Source organism: Microcystis sp. M_QC_C_20170808_M3Col (assembly GCF_007095505.1).
Lineage (GTDB): Bacteria > Cyanobacteriota > Cyanobacteriia > Cyanobacteriales > Microcystaceae > Microcystis.
On record NZ_SFBY01000141.1, the window covers coordinates 15,191 to 30,234 of the forward strand.

Annotated in this window: 11 protein-coding genes; 9 read left to right on the forward strand and 2 right to left on the reverse strand. The window is 44.6% G+C overall.

Annotated elements, in window-relative coordinates:
* Nucleotides 1-4 precede the first annotated feature (4 nt).
* Together EWV84_RS06595 and gcvP are read left to right on the forward strand one after the other, a co-directional pair.
* Nucleotides 5-1,630 carry an ArnT family glycosyltransferase gene (locus tag EWV84_RS06595; protein WP_287077301.1) on the forward strand — a complete coding sequence of 542 codons (1,626 nt, stop codon included), beginning with the start codon at nt 5-7 and terminating at the stop codon, nt 1,628-1,630.
* Between the two features lie 107 nt (nt 1,631-1,737).
* Nucleotides 1,738-4,725 carry an aminomethyl-transferring glycine dehydrogenase gene (gene gcvP, locus EWV84_RS06600; RefSeq protein ID WP_287077303.1) on the forward strand — a complete coding sequence of 996 codons (2,988 nt, stop codon included), beginning with the start codon at nt 1,738-1,740 and terminating at the stop codon, nt 4,723-4,725.
* A gap of 39 nt (nt 4,726-4,764) precedes the next feature.
* On the opposite strand, the gene lpxB is transcribed toward gcvP, so the two are convergent.
* Both lpxB and lpxA read right to left on the reverse strand, forming a co-directional pair.
* Nucleotides 4,765-5,994, reverse strand: a complete 1,230-nt coding sequence (gene lpxB, locus EWV84_RS06605; RefSeq protein ID WP_287077305.1) for a lipid-A-disaccharide synthase — start codon at nt 5,992-5,994, stop codon at nt 4,765-4,767.
* Nucleotides 5,995-6,151: 157 nt separating this feature from the next.
* On the reverse strand, nt 6,152-6,988 hold the full coding sequence (lpxA, locus tag EWV84_RS06610) for an acyl-ACP--UDP-N-acetylglucosamine O-acyltransferase (RefSeq protein WP_286825556.1): 837 nt from the start codon (nt 6,986-6,988) through the stop codon (nt 6,152-6,154).
* 150 nt (nt 6,989-7,138) lie between these two features.
* Here lpxA and EWV84_RS06615 point away from each other — a divergent pair, with 150 nt between their 5' ends.
* The 7 genes from EWV84_RS06615 (at nt 7,139) to ppc (ending at nt 14,744) form a co-directional block, all read left to right on the forward strand.
* The gene (locus EWV84_RS06615) at nt 7,139-8,458 is read left to right on the forward strand and encodes a four-carbon acid sugar kinase family protein (RefSeq protein WP_287077308.1); all 1,320 of its coding nucleotides are present in this window, start codon (nt 7,139-7,141) and stop codon (nt 8,456-8,458) included.
* Nucleotides 8,459-8,630: 172 nt separating this feature from the next.
* Entirely contained in the window at nt 8,631-8,981 is a 351-nt protein-coding gene (locus EWV84_RS06620; RefSeq protein WP_286825912.1) for a hypothetical protein, read from the forward strand.
* Nucleotides 8,982-8,993: 12 nt separating this feature from the next.
* Nucleotides 8,994-9,821, forward strand: a complete 828-nt coding sequence (gene minC / locus EWV84_RS06625) for a septum site-determining protein MinC (protein ID WP_287077310.1) — start codon at nt 8,994-8,996, stop codon at nt 9,819-9,821.
* A 187-nt stretch (nt 9,822-10,008) separates the two neighbouring features.
* Nucleotides 10,009-10,809 (forward strand): septum site-determining protein MinD, encoded by an 801-nt coding sequence (minD, locus tag EWV84_RS06630; RefSeq protein WP_286825914.1) that lies wholly within the window; start codon nt 10,009-10,011, stop codon nt 10,807-10,809.
* A 29-nt stretch (nt 10,810-10,838) separates the two neighbouring features.
* Entirely contained in the window at nt 10,839-11,126 is a 288-nt protein-coding gene (minE, locus tag EWV84_RS06635) for a cell division topological specificity factor MinE (RefSeq protein WP_002764792.1), read from the forward strand.
* Entirely contained in the window at nt 11,123-11,311 is a 189-nt protein-coding gene (locus tag EWV84_RS06640) for a hypothetical protein (protein ID WP_002761679.1), read from the forward strand. The genes minE and EWV84_RS06640 overlap by 4 nt, the downstream gene beginning before the upstream one ends.
* A 376-nt stretch (nt 11,312-11,687) precedes the next feature.
* Nucleotides 11,688-14,744, forward strand: coding sequence for a phosphoenolpyruvate carboxylase (gene ppc, locus EWV84_RS06645; RefSeq protein WP_287077315.1), 3,057 nt, complete (start codon nt 11,688-11,690; stop codon nt 14,742-14,744).
* Nucleotides 14,745-15,044 lie beyond the last annotated feature (300 nt).

A 15,044-nucleotide genomic window follows, 5' to 3' on the forward strand; every position in this document is an offset into this window, starting at 1 on the left:
GCTTATGAAACGTCAAAAATTTACTTGGGTATATTCTAGCTATAAATTGCGTCAGAGAGAAAATTTTAGAGAATTTCTGTGTTTACTGGGATTATTAATAGCGGCCTTAATTATCTATCTAGTGGGATTAGGTAATTTACCCTTGCGGGATTGGGATGAAGCGACCATTGCTCAGGTGGCCAAGGAAATTAGCCAAACCCCACTGGAACAATTGCGCTGGTTATTTCCCAGTCTTTGGGGTGATCCCTACCTGAATAAACCGCCGTTGATTCATAGTTTGATCGGTCTAACTTACCATTTCTGGGGCATCAATGAGGTCAATACTAGACTAATTCCCGCTTTTTTAACAGCTTTATCGGTGCCGCTCCTCTACCTTCTCGGTCGAGAAATTTTTCCCGCTCGTTTACCAGCTTTACTATCGGCCTTGATCTATCTAACTCTTTTGCCGGTGGTGCGTCATGGCCGTTTAGCCATGTTGGATGGAGCGGTATTGTGTTTTGAAATCCTGATGTTTGTCTGTTTACTGCGCTCACGGCGCGATTTACGCTGGTCTCTGGGGGCGGGGTTAGGATTTGCCCTCCTTTGTCTGACGAAGGGGATTATGGGGCTATTATTAGCGGGTATCGGCTTTATTTTTCTGTTCTGGGATACCCCCCGGTTATTAACTTCTGCCTATTTTTGGTCGGGTTGGTTATTGGGAGCAACTCCCGCTTTTGCCTGGTATGCCGCCCAATTTTGGCACTACGAGCGGGAGTTTCTCGATTCCCTTTTTGTTCAACAGTTAAAGCGAGTTAGTGACGATCTGGACAATCATCGCGGACCGTTTTGGTATTATCTGCTGGAAATTATTAAATATAGTTGGCCGTGGTTAATTTTCTCGGTTTGGGGTTTACGTTTAGCACGTCAGGAACATCTCTACAGTTGGGCGAAGTTACTGTTAGTTTGGACGGGTGTTTATCTGTTGGTGGTTTCGGTAATGGCGACCAAGTTGCCTTGGTATATTCTGCCGATCTATCCGGCCTTGGCTTTAGCGGCCGGTTATGCCTTGGCGCAGGTGGGTAATCTTCCCATCGATCGCCCCTATAATCCAATCTGGTCAATTATTCTGGGTATTATCGGCGTTGTGGCGGGTTTATTAGCTTTAATGGCCTATTTTCCTGGTAATTTTGTCGCTATCGAACCTCTCCATCCCTTAATTATTTTAACCTTATTGTCACTTTCCCTGACCATGGTGACAACGGCGATTTTGTTAGCTCGGCGCTCGGAACAATTCAGCGTGGTTTTACTCTGGGGAATGTTGGTTTCTTTGTTTATTTTTGTCAATTCTCCCCTGTGGATCTGGGAATTAAATGAGAATTTCCCCGTCAAACCGGTGGTGAGTTTAGTACAGAAATATGTGCCAGCTGATCGCCCTGTTTATATTGCTTTTGCCTACGAGCGCCCCTCGTTAAATTTTTATAGTGGTCGTCGGGTTTTTCCCCTTGCTGCTGAAGAATTAATCAATCATTGGCAAAGTCACAGACAACCCTACCTAATTATCGATCGTCAAACCAAAGAAGCTACTGATTTAGAAGGATTAAAGGTGATCGGATCGACGGATTCCGGTTGGTTTTTGGTGACGAAGCAGTAGTGAAGTTAATTTTGTGCATAGGTCGATAGCAAATTAGCTTAGGCTTGATCTTGCTGACTTGAAATATTACAAAAATTTGACAAGTTGCGTTAAAATCACCCCTAGCGATGAAACGCAGCACTTTTGTAATTGTTGAAACCGAGATTAATATGCTAAATAGGTCAATTACGGCCGAGAAAACCGAGGAATTCGCTCCTGCTGACCTGCAAGACCTGCTAGACTGTACCGATAGCTTTGTTAACCGTCACATTGGGCCGACGGAGACGGAAATAGAGAAAATGCTGGCGGTTTTGGGTGTTGCTACCGTTGAGGAGTTAATCGCTAAAACTGTCCCGTCAGGAATTCGTTTACAAACAAGCCTTAATCTAGCACCTGCCTTGAGTGAATACGCTGCTCTTGCCCAATTAAAAGCTATTGCCTCCAAAAATCAGGTATTTCGCTCCTTTATTGGCATGGGCTACCATGACTGTATCACCCCGCCGGTAATTCTCCGCAACATCTTAGAAAATCCGGGTTGGTACACCGCCTATACTCCCTATCAAGCGGAAATCGCCCAAGGACGCTTAGAAGCTCTCTTAAACTTCCAAACTCTCATCACTAGCTTAACCGGTCTGGAAATTGCTAACGCTTCCCTCCTCGATGAAGGAACAGCAGCCGCGGAAGCGATGAGTATGAGTTATGGACTGTGTAAAACTAAAGCCAATGCTTTCTTTATCTCCAGTAGTTGCCATCCCCAAACGATTGAAGTCGTTAAAACCAGAGCGATTCCTTTAGGTATTGACATTATTATCGAGGATCATCGTCTCTTTGACTTACAAACGCCGATTTTTGGCGCATTATTACAGTATCCAGCCACCGATGGCGTAATTTATGACTATCGGGAATTTATCGCCAAAGCGCAGGAAAATGGGGCTTTAGTCACCGTTGCCGCCGATATTCTCAGTTTAGCCCTGTTGACTCCCCCCGGCGAATTGGGGGCTGATATTGCCGTGGGTAGCAGTCAACGCTTTGGGGTTCCCCTGGGTTATGGGGGTCCCCATGCCGCTTATTTTGCCACCAAAGATGCCTATAAACGCAGCATTCCGGGGCGCATTGTCGGGGTATCGAAGGATAGTCAGGGTAAACCCGCACTGCGTTTAGCTTTGCAAACCCGGGAACAACATATCCGCCGGGATAAAGCCACCAGTAATATTTGTACCGCACAGGTGTTACTAGCGGTGATTGCTTCCATGTACGCGGTCTATCACGGACCGGAAGGAATCAAGAAAATCGCCCAAAGAGTGCAGAAATTAACCGCTTTATTGGCAACTGGGTTAAAACAGTTGGGTTATCAAGTGGGGAAAGAACCGTGCTTCGATACGCTCAAAGTTACGGTATCCACGGGAGTTAAGGACATCCTTGCGAAGGCAAAAACCCATAAGATTAATCTGCGTTATTTTGATGAGAATAATCTAGGAATTAGTGTCGATGAAACCACCAGTCTCAGGGATGTGTGGGATTTATGGCAAATTTTTGCCCCAACCGAGGAATTACCCTTTACCGCGGCCGAATTAGTCGAGAAAATTAGTCTAGAATTACCCGCTAATTTAACCCGTACCAGTGCCTATCTTACCGAACCGGTGTTCAATCGTTACCACTCGGAAACGGAATTACTCAGATATCTGCACCGTCTGGAAACAAAGGATTTAGCCTTAAATACTTCCATGATTCCCCTCGGTTCCTGTACGATGAAACTGAATGCCGTAGCGGAGATGATTCCAGTAACTTGGGCAGAATTCGGCAAATTACACCCTTTTGCCCCGATTGAGCAAGCAGAAGGCTATCAACTGCTCTTTCAACAGTTAGAGACTTGGTTAGGGGAAATTACCGGGTTTGATGGCATTTCCCTACAACCGAACGCCGGTTCTCAGGGAGAGTATGCCGGTTTACAGGTAATCCGAGCCTACCATGAAAGTCGCGGTCAAGGTCATCGTCAGATTTGCTTAATTCCTGAGTCCGCTCACGGGACTAATCCTGCCAGCGCTGTTATGTGTGGTATGAAAGTAGTGGCGGTTAATTGCGATTCTCGGGGCAATATTGATATTGATGACCTGAAAACTAAGGCCGAGAAGCATCAGGATAATCTAGCGGCTTTGATGGTAACGTATCCTTCCACTCACGGCGTTTTTGAACAGGGAATTAGCGAAATTTGTGCCTTGATTCATCAATACGGTGGTCAAGTCTATATGGATGGCGCGAATATGAATGCTCAGGTGGGTTTATGTCGTCCGGCCGATTTTGGTGCTGATGTCTGTCACTTGAATCTCCATAAAACTTTCTGTATTCCCCACGGTGGTGGCGGACCGGGTATGGGACCAATCGGAGTAAAATCCCATTTAGTGCCTTTTCTGCCCGATGTTTCCCTGGTTTTGGCGAAATTATCCCCAGAAACCGCTAACGGTAAGCATCAGGACTCGATTGGGGCAATTTCGGCCGCGCCTTGGGGTAGTGCCAGCATTTTGGTGATTTCTTGGATGTATATCGCTATGATGGGGGCAGCAGGCTTGAAAAAAGCGACAGAAGTGGCAATTTTGAACGCTAATTATATGGCTTTTCGTCTGGAGTCGGCCTATCCAGTGTTATTTAAGGGTAGCGCGGGAACAGTCGCCCACGAGTGCGTGATTGATTTACGTCCCCTGAAAAAACAGGCCAGCATCGAGGTGGAAGATGTGGCAAAACGCTTGATGGATTTCGGTTTCCACGCGCCGACGGTTTCTTGGCCCGTGGCGGGTACAATGATGGTGGAACCCACGGAAAGCGAATCTTTGGGCGAATTAGACCGTTTTTGTGAAGCTTTGTTAACTATCTATCAAGAGGTACAAGCGATCGCTAATGGTAGCATGGATATCCATGATAATCCCTTGAAAAATGCCCCCCACACAGCCGCAGTTTTAACTGCCGATGATTGGAGTCGTCCCTATTCCCGTCAACAGGCAGCTTACCCGCTTTCTTGGCTAAAAGATTATAAATTCTGGCCGGTAGTGGGACGGGTTGATAATGCTTACGGGGACAGAAATCTGGTTTGTTCCTGTGAGGGTATGGACGCTTATAAGTAATCGTAATTCCTTGATAATATTTGGTGGGGTAGTTACAAATTACCCCGCTTTTTTCTGGTTTTTCGGAACTTGAACTGTAAAATTAAACACTTCTTGCGCCACTCGATCGCAACTGCCTACTGTTCCTAAACCGGCTGTAGTTTCTGCGTATTCATCTAACATTTTTTGCCGACGTTGCTGATTTAATAATAAATCTAGACATTCCTGCATAATTCTCTCCGGGTTAGCTTCCTCTTGTAATAATTCGGGAACAATTTCTCGCATTAAAACTAAATTTACCGGTGAGACAAATGGTACAGAAAACTTCATAATATTGCGGGCAATCCAAGCAGTAACTGCACTTAAACGGTAAACCACCACCTGCGGCACATTTAACAAAGCAATTTCGAGATTAACTGTACCAGACTTAGCCACAGCCAGATCGGCTGCGGCAATTGCTTCTAAAGTCTGATCTCGTTCCATAATCACCGCATTTAATCCATATTCCTTCACTAATTGTCGCATTTTGGGTTCGTATAAAGCTAGTGGAACGGGAATTAAAAACTTAATATCGGGAATTTTTTCCTGTAATTTTTGGGCAGCAGCGCACACCGTCGGGACGAGATATTTAAACTCCTGTTGACGGGAAGCGGGTAACAAAGCGACCACCGTTTCTTCGGTTTTTATTGCCCATTTTTGCCGCATTTCTTGGCGATTGGGAGCATTTGCCATACGATCAACTAAAGGATGTCCCACCCAAGTTACCGGTAAACCTTTTGTTTCAAAAAAACGGGCTTCGGCAGGAAAAATTGCCAATAATTTATCGGTGATGGCGATTAATTTCTCCGTATTAAATAACTTTTCTGCTGTGGCCCTTAGTTTAGCTGAGGGGATATTTTCTTCCGACCAAATCCACACCTGTGGGGCAATATAATAAATAATTGGGACATCGGGAATAATTTTTTTAGCCGATTGACCGATCGCCACATTTGCCCCCACATAATCAATTAAAATAATCAGATCAGGGGGATGATCTCTAAAAAACTCTTTGGCTCGTTTTTGTAGTTGTAAAGTTGGCCAAATAAAGGGGATAGATTCAATTAATCCCATGGCAGCCAGTCGAGTGGTTTTACCCAACATTTTTGCTCCGGCTAACTCCATGCGATCGCCGCCGAGCGCAAAAATTTCTAACTCAATTTCCTGGGTTTTAGCTAGTTGAAAAAGGGATTCAATCAGCATGGCTGCCTGTAAATCACCCGATACCTCACCCGTACTAATAAATATACGCATTTGGATAATTATTTGACAATAAAAGAATTCAGGAGTCAGGAGTCAGTCCCGATGAAAAAATTTTCACCCCCACAGATGAAAGAAGTTTTCTTCCCCACACCCTACACCCTACTTCCCCATCACCCCACACCCCACACCCTGTTCCTCAATCAATAAATTATTTCCCCGGAATTAAACCGCGGCGTTTTTCTCCGGTGGTAGAGGATTGTAAAAATTGACAGAGATGTTGAACATGGGGGTTATCGGTTAAGAGAGAAACTTGTTCTAAAGCCTCTTGAAGATTTATATTAGAACGATAGATAATCCGAAAAGCTTTTTTCAGTAAAGCTAGATCTTCATCGGTAAAACCGGCTCTTTGTAAACCGACTAAATTAAGAGTTCGCACCCGACAGGGATTGCCTTCCACTAAAGTAAAAGGGGGAACATCGCGATCAATACGACTCATTCCTCCTAACATGGCCATTTTGCCAATATGAACAAATTGATGTACTCCTAAAACCCCCCCGATAACTGCTTTTGATTCGATCTGGACATGACCTGCCAAAGCGACACTATTAGCGATAATAATGTTATCTTGCAAAATACAATTATGGGCAACGTGAACATAGGCCATTAATAAATTATTACTGCCAATTTGGGTAACTTCTCCCGTATCCGTGGCGCGATTAATTGTGACAAACTCGCGAATTTGGTTATGATCACCAATTTCTACCCTACTTTCGCCACCTTTATACTTTAAATCCTGTGGTTCATTACCAATAACAGCCCCGGAAAAAATATGATTACCCTTGCCAATTTTGGTCGGACCCTCAATGACCACATGGGCATCAATAATTGTATCAGCTTCAATTTCCACATTGGCCCCGATCACAGCATAGGGACCAACTTTAACCTTGGGAGCAAGTTTTGCCGACGGATGGATAACCGCAGTGGGGTGAATTAACGTATTCAAAGGGAAGTCTCCCGCGCTCAACTTCGTCACTGTATGAATCATGGTATAGCTTATCCTATATTGGACAGATTGTGATCAAGATTGATAGCGGTTGCTTGCGGAGGGGACGACTTTAATGGGGAACCAGAACCCGATAAACTATTAACCAGATTCTCTTGGTTCCTTCGTCCCTCCCATCCTGATAAAAAATATATGAGCAATAATAGACCTAAAATTATAGTCTTAGATGACGACCCGACAGGTTCCCAAACAGTCCATAGTTGTCTGTTATTGATGCGGTGGGATGAAGATACTCTCCGCTTGGGATTGGCAGATAATGCGCCAATTTTCTTTGTTTTGACGAATACTCGCGCTTTAACCCCCGAAAAAGCCGAGTCTGTCACGCGAGAAGTCTGTCATAACCTGAAAACTGCCTTAACTAAAGAGGGAATCGAGGATTTTTTGGTGGTTAGTCGTTCCGATTCTACCCTGCGCGGGCATTATCCGATCGAAACTGATGTTATTGCCGAAGAATTGGGCGGTTTTGATGCACATTTCCTGATTCCAGCCTTTTTTGAGGGGGGCAGAATCACTCGCGATAGTATTCATTATTTAATCATCGATGGTGTTCCCACTCCCGTCCACGAGACGGAATTCGCTCGCGATTCGGTTTTTGCCTATCATTACAGTTATCTGCCGGATTATGTGGAGGAGAAAACGCAAGGTAAAATTAAAGCAGATGATGTAGAGAGATTTTTACTGACAGATATCCGTCAAGGTAGTTTAGAACGACTGCAAAAGCTCAAAAATAATCAATGTGGGGTGGTAGATGGGGAAACTCAAGCGGATCTCGATCGCTTTGCTGAAGATATTTTAACCGCCGCAGGGGCAGGAAAAAAATTTTTATTCCGTAGTGCCGCCAGTATTTTAACTTCTTTGGCTAATTTAGGAACTCAACCGATCGCACCCGAATCTATGGGTAAGTATAAGCCCACGGGGGAAGCCGGGGCAATTATCGTCGGTTCCCACGTCAAAAAAACTACCCAACAATTACAGGAACTGCTTCAACAACCCAACACCGTCGGAGTCGAAATCGATGTGACGGCATTGCGCGATCGTCCTGACCAACGAGATCAACTACTAGCACAAGTTCTAGAAAAAGTCAAGCTTATTCACAAAAATAAACAAACCCCCGTGATCTATACCAGTCGGCAAGAGTTAACCTTTGCCTCTGTGCAGAAACGTCTTGATTTTGGGGTTGCCGTCTCCACCCTGTTAATGGACATTGTTAAGGGTTTACCCAGTGACATCAGTTTTTTAATCAGTAAAGGCGGAATTACCTCTAATGATGTCTTAAGTACGGGTTTAAGCCTGCAATCGGCCCGTTTACTCGGTCAGATTCTCCCCGGTGTCTCCATGGTCTGCACAGAATTGGATCATCCCCTCTTTCCTAATTTACCTGTGGTTCTTTTCCCGGGTAACGTCGGTGATGTCCAAGCTTTAGCCACAGTTTATCAACGTTTGTGTCAATAGGAGGCAATCAGTGAGCAGTGAGCAGTTCACTGATTACTGTTTACTGTTGACTGATCACTGAAAAAGCTCCCCAATTCATAATTCATAATTCATAATTCATAATTCCCACTGCTGCCTGCTGCTCAAGGTTCATAATGAAAGAAATATCTATACTGATAGCCAGTTAATTTTTATGAAAACTGTTGCCGATACGGACTTGAAAAGGCTAGAAGACTTAATTATCAACGGACAAAAAGCGATCGAGACTCGTTTCACGGCGATCGAGCATAGTATCGTCGAAATTAAGGCTGATATTGGCGAAATTAAAGCTGATATTAAGGAAATCAAGCAAGATGTTAAATCCCTAGAGATAGGACAGGCAAAATTAACCGAAAGAGTCGAAGGGATGGATAATCGTCTCAAAATAGTCGAGGGCAGTCAAAAAAATCAAATTTGGGCATTGATAACCATTTTAGGCGGTTCACTAATTACCGCTTCCGTCGGTTTGCTGATTGCTATTTTGCGCTTTGTCTTTTTTAAGTAAAAAGTTATCTTTATGGATGAAAATAAAACCGAAATAAATCAAGAAATTGACTTAGAAACCGAAAAAATTGAGCCATCAGCCTCGGTAATGGAAAGATACGCCCAAATACACCTAAAAAGTGAGGGCGAGAAATTGGTGCTAATTTTGCCCAAAACCAGCGCCGGGGAGACAAGTCAGGATTGGACAGATATCTTGACAGGATTAAAATATTATCTCCGTAATAGCGGCCAAAACTGCCCCCCTAGAACACCAGTACACCTACGGTCCAACAATCGCCTGATGGATACGCGCCAACTACAAGCGATCGCCACAATTTTAGACAGTGCCGAATTATCCCTGCATACCATCCAAACCCAAAGAAGACAAACCGCAGTGGCAGCGGCAACCATGGGTTACAATGTCGAACAAATGCGCTCGAATCCCACGGTTTTCGGGGACGAGCAACCGCTACCATCCCTCCTCGCCGAACCTTTGTACTTAAAAACCACCCTGCGATCGGGTGTAGAAATCCGTCACCCGGGTACAGTTATAGTCATGGGTGATGTCAACCCCGGCGGATCGATCGTCGCTGATGGCGATATATTAGTTTGGGGGGGTTTACGCGGTGTGGCCCATGCTGGATTCCGCGGCGATCGAGCAGCGGTAATTATGGCCCTGCGAATCGAATTAACTCAACTGAGGATCGCAGAATTAGTGGCACGCACCCCGGCTTTAAAAAGCGATCGCATGGAACCAGAAATTGCCTGTATCAGCGAAGGAGGAATCCGCATCATTGGGGCTTATAATTTTTCCAGAACCTACACCTTTAAAGATAAAGTGGGATGGGTAGAAAAAAAGTGATCAGTGACCAGTAAACAGTGATCAGTAAATAGTGATTCAGTGACCAGTAAAAATAGGGATTAACTGCGTTGAAATGAAAAACTCTATCAAACCAATAACTGATAGCTGATAACTGATAGCTGATAACAGGTAACTGATAACTGATAACTGATAATTGATAACTGATAACTGATAACTGATATAAATTATGGCTCGTGTAATTGTGGTGACATCGGGAAAGGGAGGAGTTGGTAAAACGACAGTAACGGCGAACTTAGGTTCAGCCTTATCTCAATTAGGCTGTCGAGTTGCCCTTGTCGATGCCGATTTCGGACTGAGAAATCTCGATTTATTGTTAGGATTAGAACAGCGTATCGTTTATACTGCCCTCGATGTGGTGGCGGGAGATTGTAGCCTTGATAAAGCTTTAGTTAAGGATAAAAGACAGGAAAATCTGGTCTTATTACCGGCGGCACAAAACCGCACCAAAGAGGCAATTACTGGCGCTCAAATGAAGGATTTAGTCGCCCAATTGTCAAAAAGTTATGACTATGTATTGATTGATTGCCCGGCAGGAATTGAAATGGGTTTCCGCAATGCGATCGCCGCTGCTCAAGAAGCGATCATCGTTACTACTCCGGAAATGTCGGCGGTGAGAGATGCCGATCGCGTGGTGGGATTACTAGAAAGCGAAGATATTAAGAGTATCCGTCTGATTGTCAACCGGCTGCGGCCAGAAATGATCCAACTTAATCAGATGATCAGCGTCGAGGATATTCTCGACCTCTTGGTAATTCCCCTGTTGGGGATTATTCCCGACGATCAAAGAATTATTATTTCCACTAATAAAGGGGAACCATTAGTATTAGAGGAGAAGACCTCTCTCCCCTCCATGGCCTTTAGAAACATTGCCCAGCGTTTACAGGGTCGCGATGTGCCGTTTCTAGATTTAATGGCCGGTCAGGAAGGTTTTCTCACTCGTCTGCGTCGTCGCTTGTTTGGGCCTTAAACTCTCTCATCTCAACCCCTTAACCTACTATGAATGACCTGATCGATAAACTTCTAGCATGGCGCGGTTCGGGCAAAAGTGGCGACCAAGCTAAAAAACGCTTAAAACTTATTCTGGCCCATGATCGCGCCGATCTTAGTCCCGAAATTCTCAATATGATGCGTCAAGAAATCTTAGAAGTGGTCAGTCGTTATCTTGATATCGACACCGAGGAAACCGAGTTACTCTTAGAAAGTGACCAACGAACTACAGCCCTAATTGCTAATTTTCCGATTCGTCGGATCAAACGCCGTCCTTTAACCGAGAAATTGCCATGAAAACTCAACCGATCGAGCTTTGGCTTAGTCTAGCGGTCAGTCCCTTTCTTTTATCCTACTTGGGACTACGTTCTATTAATAATTGGTTGATAGAAGTCGGGAAAGACAGTGAGGAAATCTTTCGTGGCGATCGCTTGCCGCTGCTCAATATTCCCGATCAGTTACCAGTAAACAGTGACCAATAATCCAAGAAAAAAGTCCTTTTGCCCCCTGAAAAGAGGCAAAAATAGTGAAGTTTTTGTTAAAAATAGGAAAAAATGTGATTCTTGGGGATATAATCTCATCTTTGACAAACCCTAAGAACTAATCCCGATAGATCAGTTATCAATGATCAGATTTGAGTTTTCAGTGAATAGTATTAAGTGGTAAGTTCTGAGCTTTCTTTTCACTGATTACTGATTACTGATTACTGATTACTGATTACTGATTACTGATTACTGATTACTGATTACTGATTACTGATTACTGATTACTGATTACTGGTTACTGATTACTGGTTACTGATTACTGATTACTGATTACTGATTACTGATTACTGATTACTGATTACTGATTAAAATTATGAGCGTCCTTGTCCCCTCGACCGAAACCGAACAGGATATTTTCAGCACTTCCAACCTGTTTCTGCAGCAAAGACTGAAATTAATCGAAGATTTATGGAAAGAAGTCTTAGTCTCCGAATGTGGTCAAGAATTAGTCGATTTACTGGAATTACTGCGCCATCTCTGTTCTGAGGAAGGACAAGTGACCGATGATAGTCCGGAAGCAATGATCGCCAAAATGATCGAAGACTTGGAACTAGGGGAAGCGATCAAAGTTACCCGCGCTTTTGCCCTCTATTTCCAGTTAATAAATATTATTGAACAACACTACGAACAAAGGGATCAGCAACTACTGCGACGGACGGTGATCGGGGAAGAAAACGAAAGTCCCAAGGCTGACCCAACGCAAAAAAGCATTTTAGCCACCATTGTCGGGGCCGATTGGCTAGAAAAAACCCTGAACGAGTCCGATCACTCCAGCCCAAAATCGGGACTATTTCACTGGTTATTTCCCTATCTCAAACAGGTTAACGTCCCCCCCCAAGAAATTCAGCGTCTTCTCGATCAGTTAGATATTCGTCTGGTTTTCACGGCCCACCCCACGGAAATTGTCCGTCATACCATTCGCATTAAACAGCGCCGTATCTCAGGCATTCTCGAAAAACTCGACCAAGCAGAAGAAATCTTTCGCAGTATGGGGTTAACTAACTCCAGAGAAGCACAAACAGTCACCAAACAGTTAAAAGAAGAAATTCGTTTTTGGTGGCGAACAGATGAACTACACCAATTTAAACCCACCGTCGTCGATGAAGTGGATTATGCCCTCCACTACTTCGATGAAGTTCTCTTTGATTCCCTACCCCAGTTAACCCTGCGTCTGAAGCAAAGTCTAGAATCCTCCTTTCCCCGTTTACGAGCGCCGAAAAATAACTTCTGTCGCTTCGGTTCTTGGGTAGGGGGAGATCGGGATGGCAATCCCTCCGTTACCCCCGAAGTCACCTGGAAAACCTGCTGTTATCAGCGCAATCTCGTTATTAAAAAATATCTCGATGCTATTCGCGACCTGACCAGTATTTTAAGTGCCTCCCTGCACTGGTGTCACGTCTTGCCGGAGTTGCTGGACTCCCTGGACAGAGATAAACAGCAAATGCCCGAAATCTATAGTCAGTTAGCAATCCGCTACCGTCAGGAACCCTATCGCCTCAAATTGGCCTTTATTCAAAAACGTCTGGAAAATACGCGCGATCGCAATGATCGGCTCAATGACCCAGAAGAACGACAATTATTAACTAAACTCAACGAAACCAACATCTATCGCTCCGGTTCCGAGTTTTTAGCCGAATTACAGCTATTACAGCGCAGTCTCTTGCAAACCGGTCTTTCCTGTCAAGAACTCGATCGAATGATCGCCCAAGTGGAGATTTTTGGCTTTGTCCTGACTCAGTTAGATTTTCGGCAGGAATCCACCCGTCACGCCGAATGTATCGAAGAAATCGCTGAATATCTCGGAGTTTTGCCCAAACCCTACGGCCAATTAAGCGAATCAGAAAAAATCGCCTGGTTAGTGGAGGAATTAAAAACCCGTCGCCCCTTAATTCCCCGGGAAATGCCCTTTTCGGAAAGAACCTGCGAAACCATTGAAACCCTGCGAGTTTTAAGAAGTCTGCAAGGGGAATTTGGTCTGGAAATCTGCCAAACCTACATTATCAGCATGACCAACGAGGCCAGCGATGTGCTAGAAGTGCTGTTATTAGCCCAAGAAGCCGGTTTATACGACCCCGCCACTAGCCGCAGTTCCCTCCGCATCGTTCCCCTCTTTGAAACCGTCGATGACCTCAAACACGCCCCTGGCATCATGGAGACTTTGTTTGAATTGCCCCTCTATCGGGCAACCCTAGCCGGCGGTTACGACCATTTAGGGGCTTTAAACGGGGAGGACGTGACCCCGGAACCTGCCATCTTGGAACCGAGTAATTTACAGGAGATTATGGTGGGTTACTCCGATAGTAATAAAGATTCCGGCTTTTTGAGCAGTAATTGGGAAATTCATAAGGCCCAGAAGGCTTTACAAAAAACCGCTAAACAATACGGCGTGAATCTACGTCTTTTTCATGGCCGGGGCGGTTCCGTCGGTCGGGGTGGTGGACCGGCCTACGCCGCTATCCTCGCCCAACCCCGGGGAACGATTAACGGTCGCATTAAAATCACCGAACAAGGCGAGGTTTTAGCCTCGAAATACTCTTTACCAGAATTGGCCTTGTATAACCTAGAAACGGCTGTAACGGCAGTCATACAGGCAAGTTTACTGGGCAGTGGTTTTGATGATCTCGAACCTTGGAATCGCATCATGGAGGAGTTGGCCACCCGTTCACGGCAAACCTATCGCAGTTTGATTTATGAAGAACCGGACTTTTTAGATTTCTTCCTGTCCGTGACTCCCATTCCTGAAATTAGTCTTTTACAGATTAGTTCCCGACCAGCGCGCCGGAAAAGTGGTCAACAGGATTTAAGTACCCTGCGGGCAATTCCCTGGGTATTTAGTTGGACCCAAACCCGTTTTCTTTTACCGGCTTGGTATGGTTTAGGGACAGCTTTACAGATGTTTCTCGATGATTCTCCTAGCAGAAATTTGGAATTGTTACGCCATTTTTATCACAAGTGGCCTTTCTTCCAGATGGTGATTTCTAAGGCAGAAATGACTCTATCGAAGGTGGACCTACAGATGGCCTATCACTACGTCAGTGAACTTTCTAAACAGGAAGATCGAGAACGTTTTCAACGTCTGTTTGAAAGGATCAAAGAGGAATATAATCGCACTAGCGAGATTGTTCTCCAGATCACCGGCGAGAAACATTTATTGGATAATGATCCGAATTTACAGCGCTCGGTGCAGTTACGCAACGGTTCGATCGTTCCCCTCGGTTTCCTACAGGTGTCTCTCCTCAAGCGTTTACGTCAATACAACAGTCAAGCTCAATCCGGTGTGATTCATTTCCGCTACTCTAAAGAGGAGTTATTAAGGGGTGCTTTAATGACGATTAATGGTATTGCCGCAGGGATGAGAAATACCGGTTGATTACAGATAATTAATGGTAGTTTTCGGGGGGGGTTATCTTGAAGGTAATCCACCCTCTTTTTTGGATTTGTCAACTTTTTGTAGAACTTCTACTAAGTTGTTATTTTTAAAGGGAAAATCACCGCTAAAATTGGGCATTACTTCCGATTTTATCACTCAATCCAAGCTTTTGGGGGGTAGAACCCCCCAAACCCCTAGGGTTGATTCATTTAAATTAAGTACAGCGGATTTTGAGTCAATAAATTTGACTGAAGATTCTCAAGTTTATCTTTCTCTAACCAAAACGGTTAGTCACAATAA

Coding starts and splice junctions, on each gene's coding strand:
- EWV84_RS06640 (WP_002761679.1), top strand. CDS start 11,123: ATGAAAACTCAACCGATCGAGCTTTGGCTTAGTCTAGCGGTCAGTCCC.
- gcvP (WP_287077303.1), top strand. CDS start 1,738: ATGAAACGCAGCACTTTTGTAATTGTTGAAACCGAGATTAATATGCTA.
- minC (WP_287077310.1), top strand. CDS start 8,994: ATGGATGAAAATAAAACCGAAATAAATCAAGAAATTGACTTAGAAACC.
- minE (WP_002764792.1), top strand. CDS start 10,839: ATGAATGACCTGATCGATAAACTTCTAGCATGGCGCGGTTCGGGCAAA.
- EWV84_RS06595 (WP_287077301.1), top strand. CDS start 5: ATGAAACGTCAAAAATTTACTTGGGTATATTCTAGCTATAAATTGCGT.
- EWV84_RS06615 (WP_287077308.1), top strand. CDS start 7,139: ATGAGCAATAATAGACCTAAAATTATAGTCTTAGATGACGACCCGACA.
- ppc (WP_287077315.1), top strand. CDS start 11,688: ATGAGCGTCCTTGTCCCCTCGACCGAAACCGAACAGGATATTTTCAGC.
- minD (WP_286825914.1), top strand. CDS start 10,009: ATGGCTCGTGTAATTGTGGTGACATCGGGAAAGGGAGGAGTTGGTAAA.
- EWV84_RS06620 (WP_286825912.1), top strand. CDS start 8,631: ATGAAAACTGTTGCCGATACGGACTTGAAAAGGCTAGAAGACTTAATT.
- lpxB (WP_287077305.1), bottom strand. CDS start 5,994: ATGCGTATATTTATTAGTACGGGTGAGGTATCGGGTGATTTACAGGCA.
- lpxA (WP_286825556.1), bottom strand. CDS start 6,988: ATGATTCATACAGTGACGAAGTTGAGCGCGGGAGACTTCCCTTTGAAT.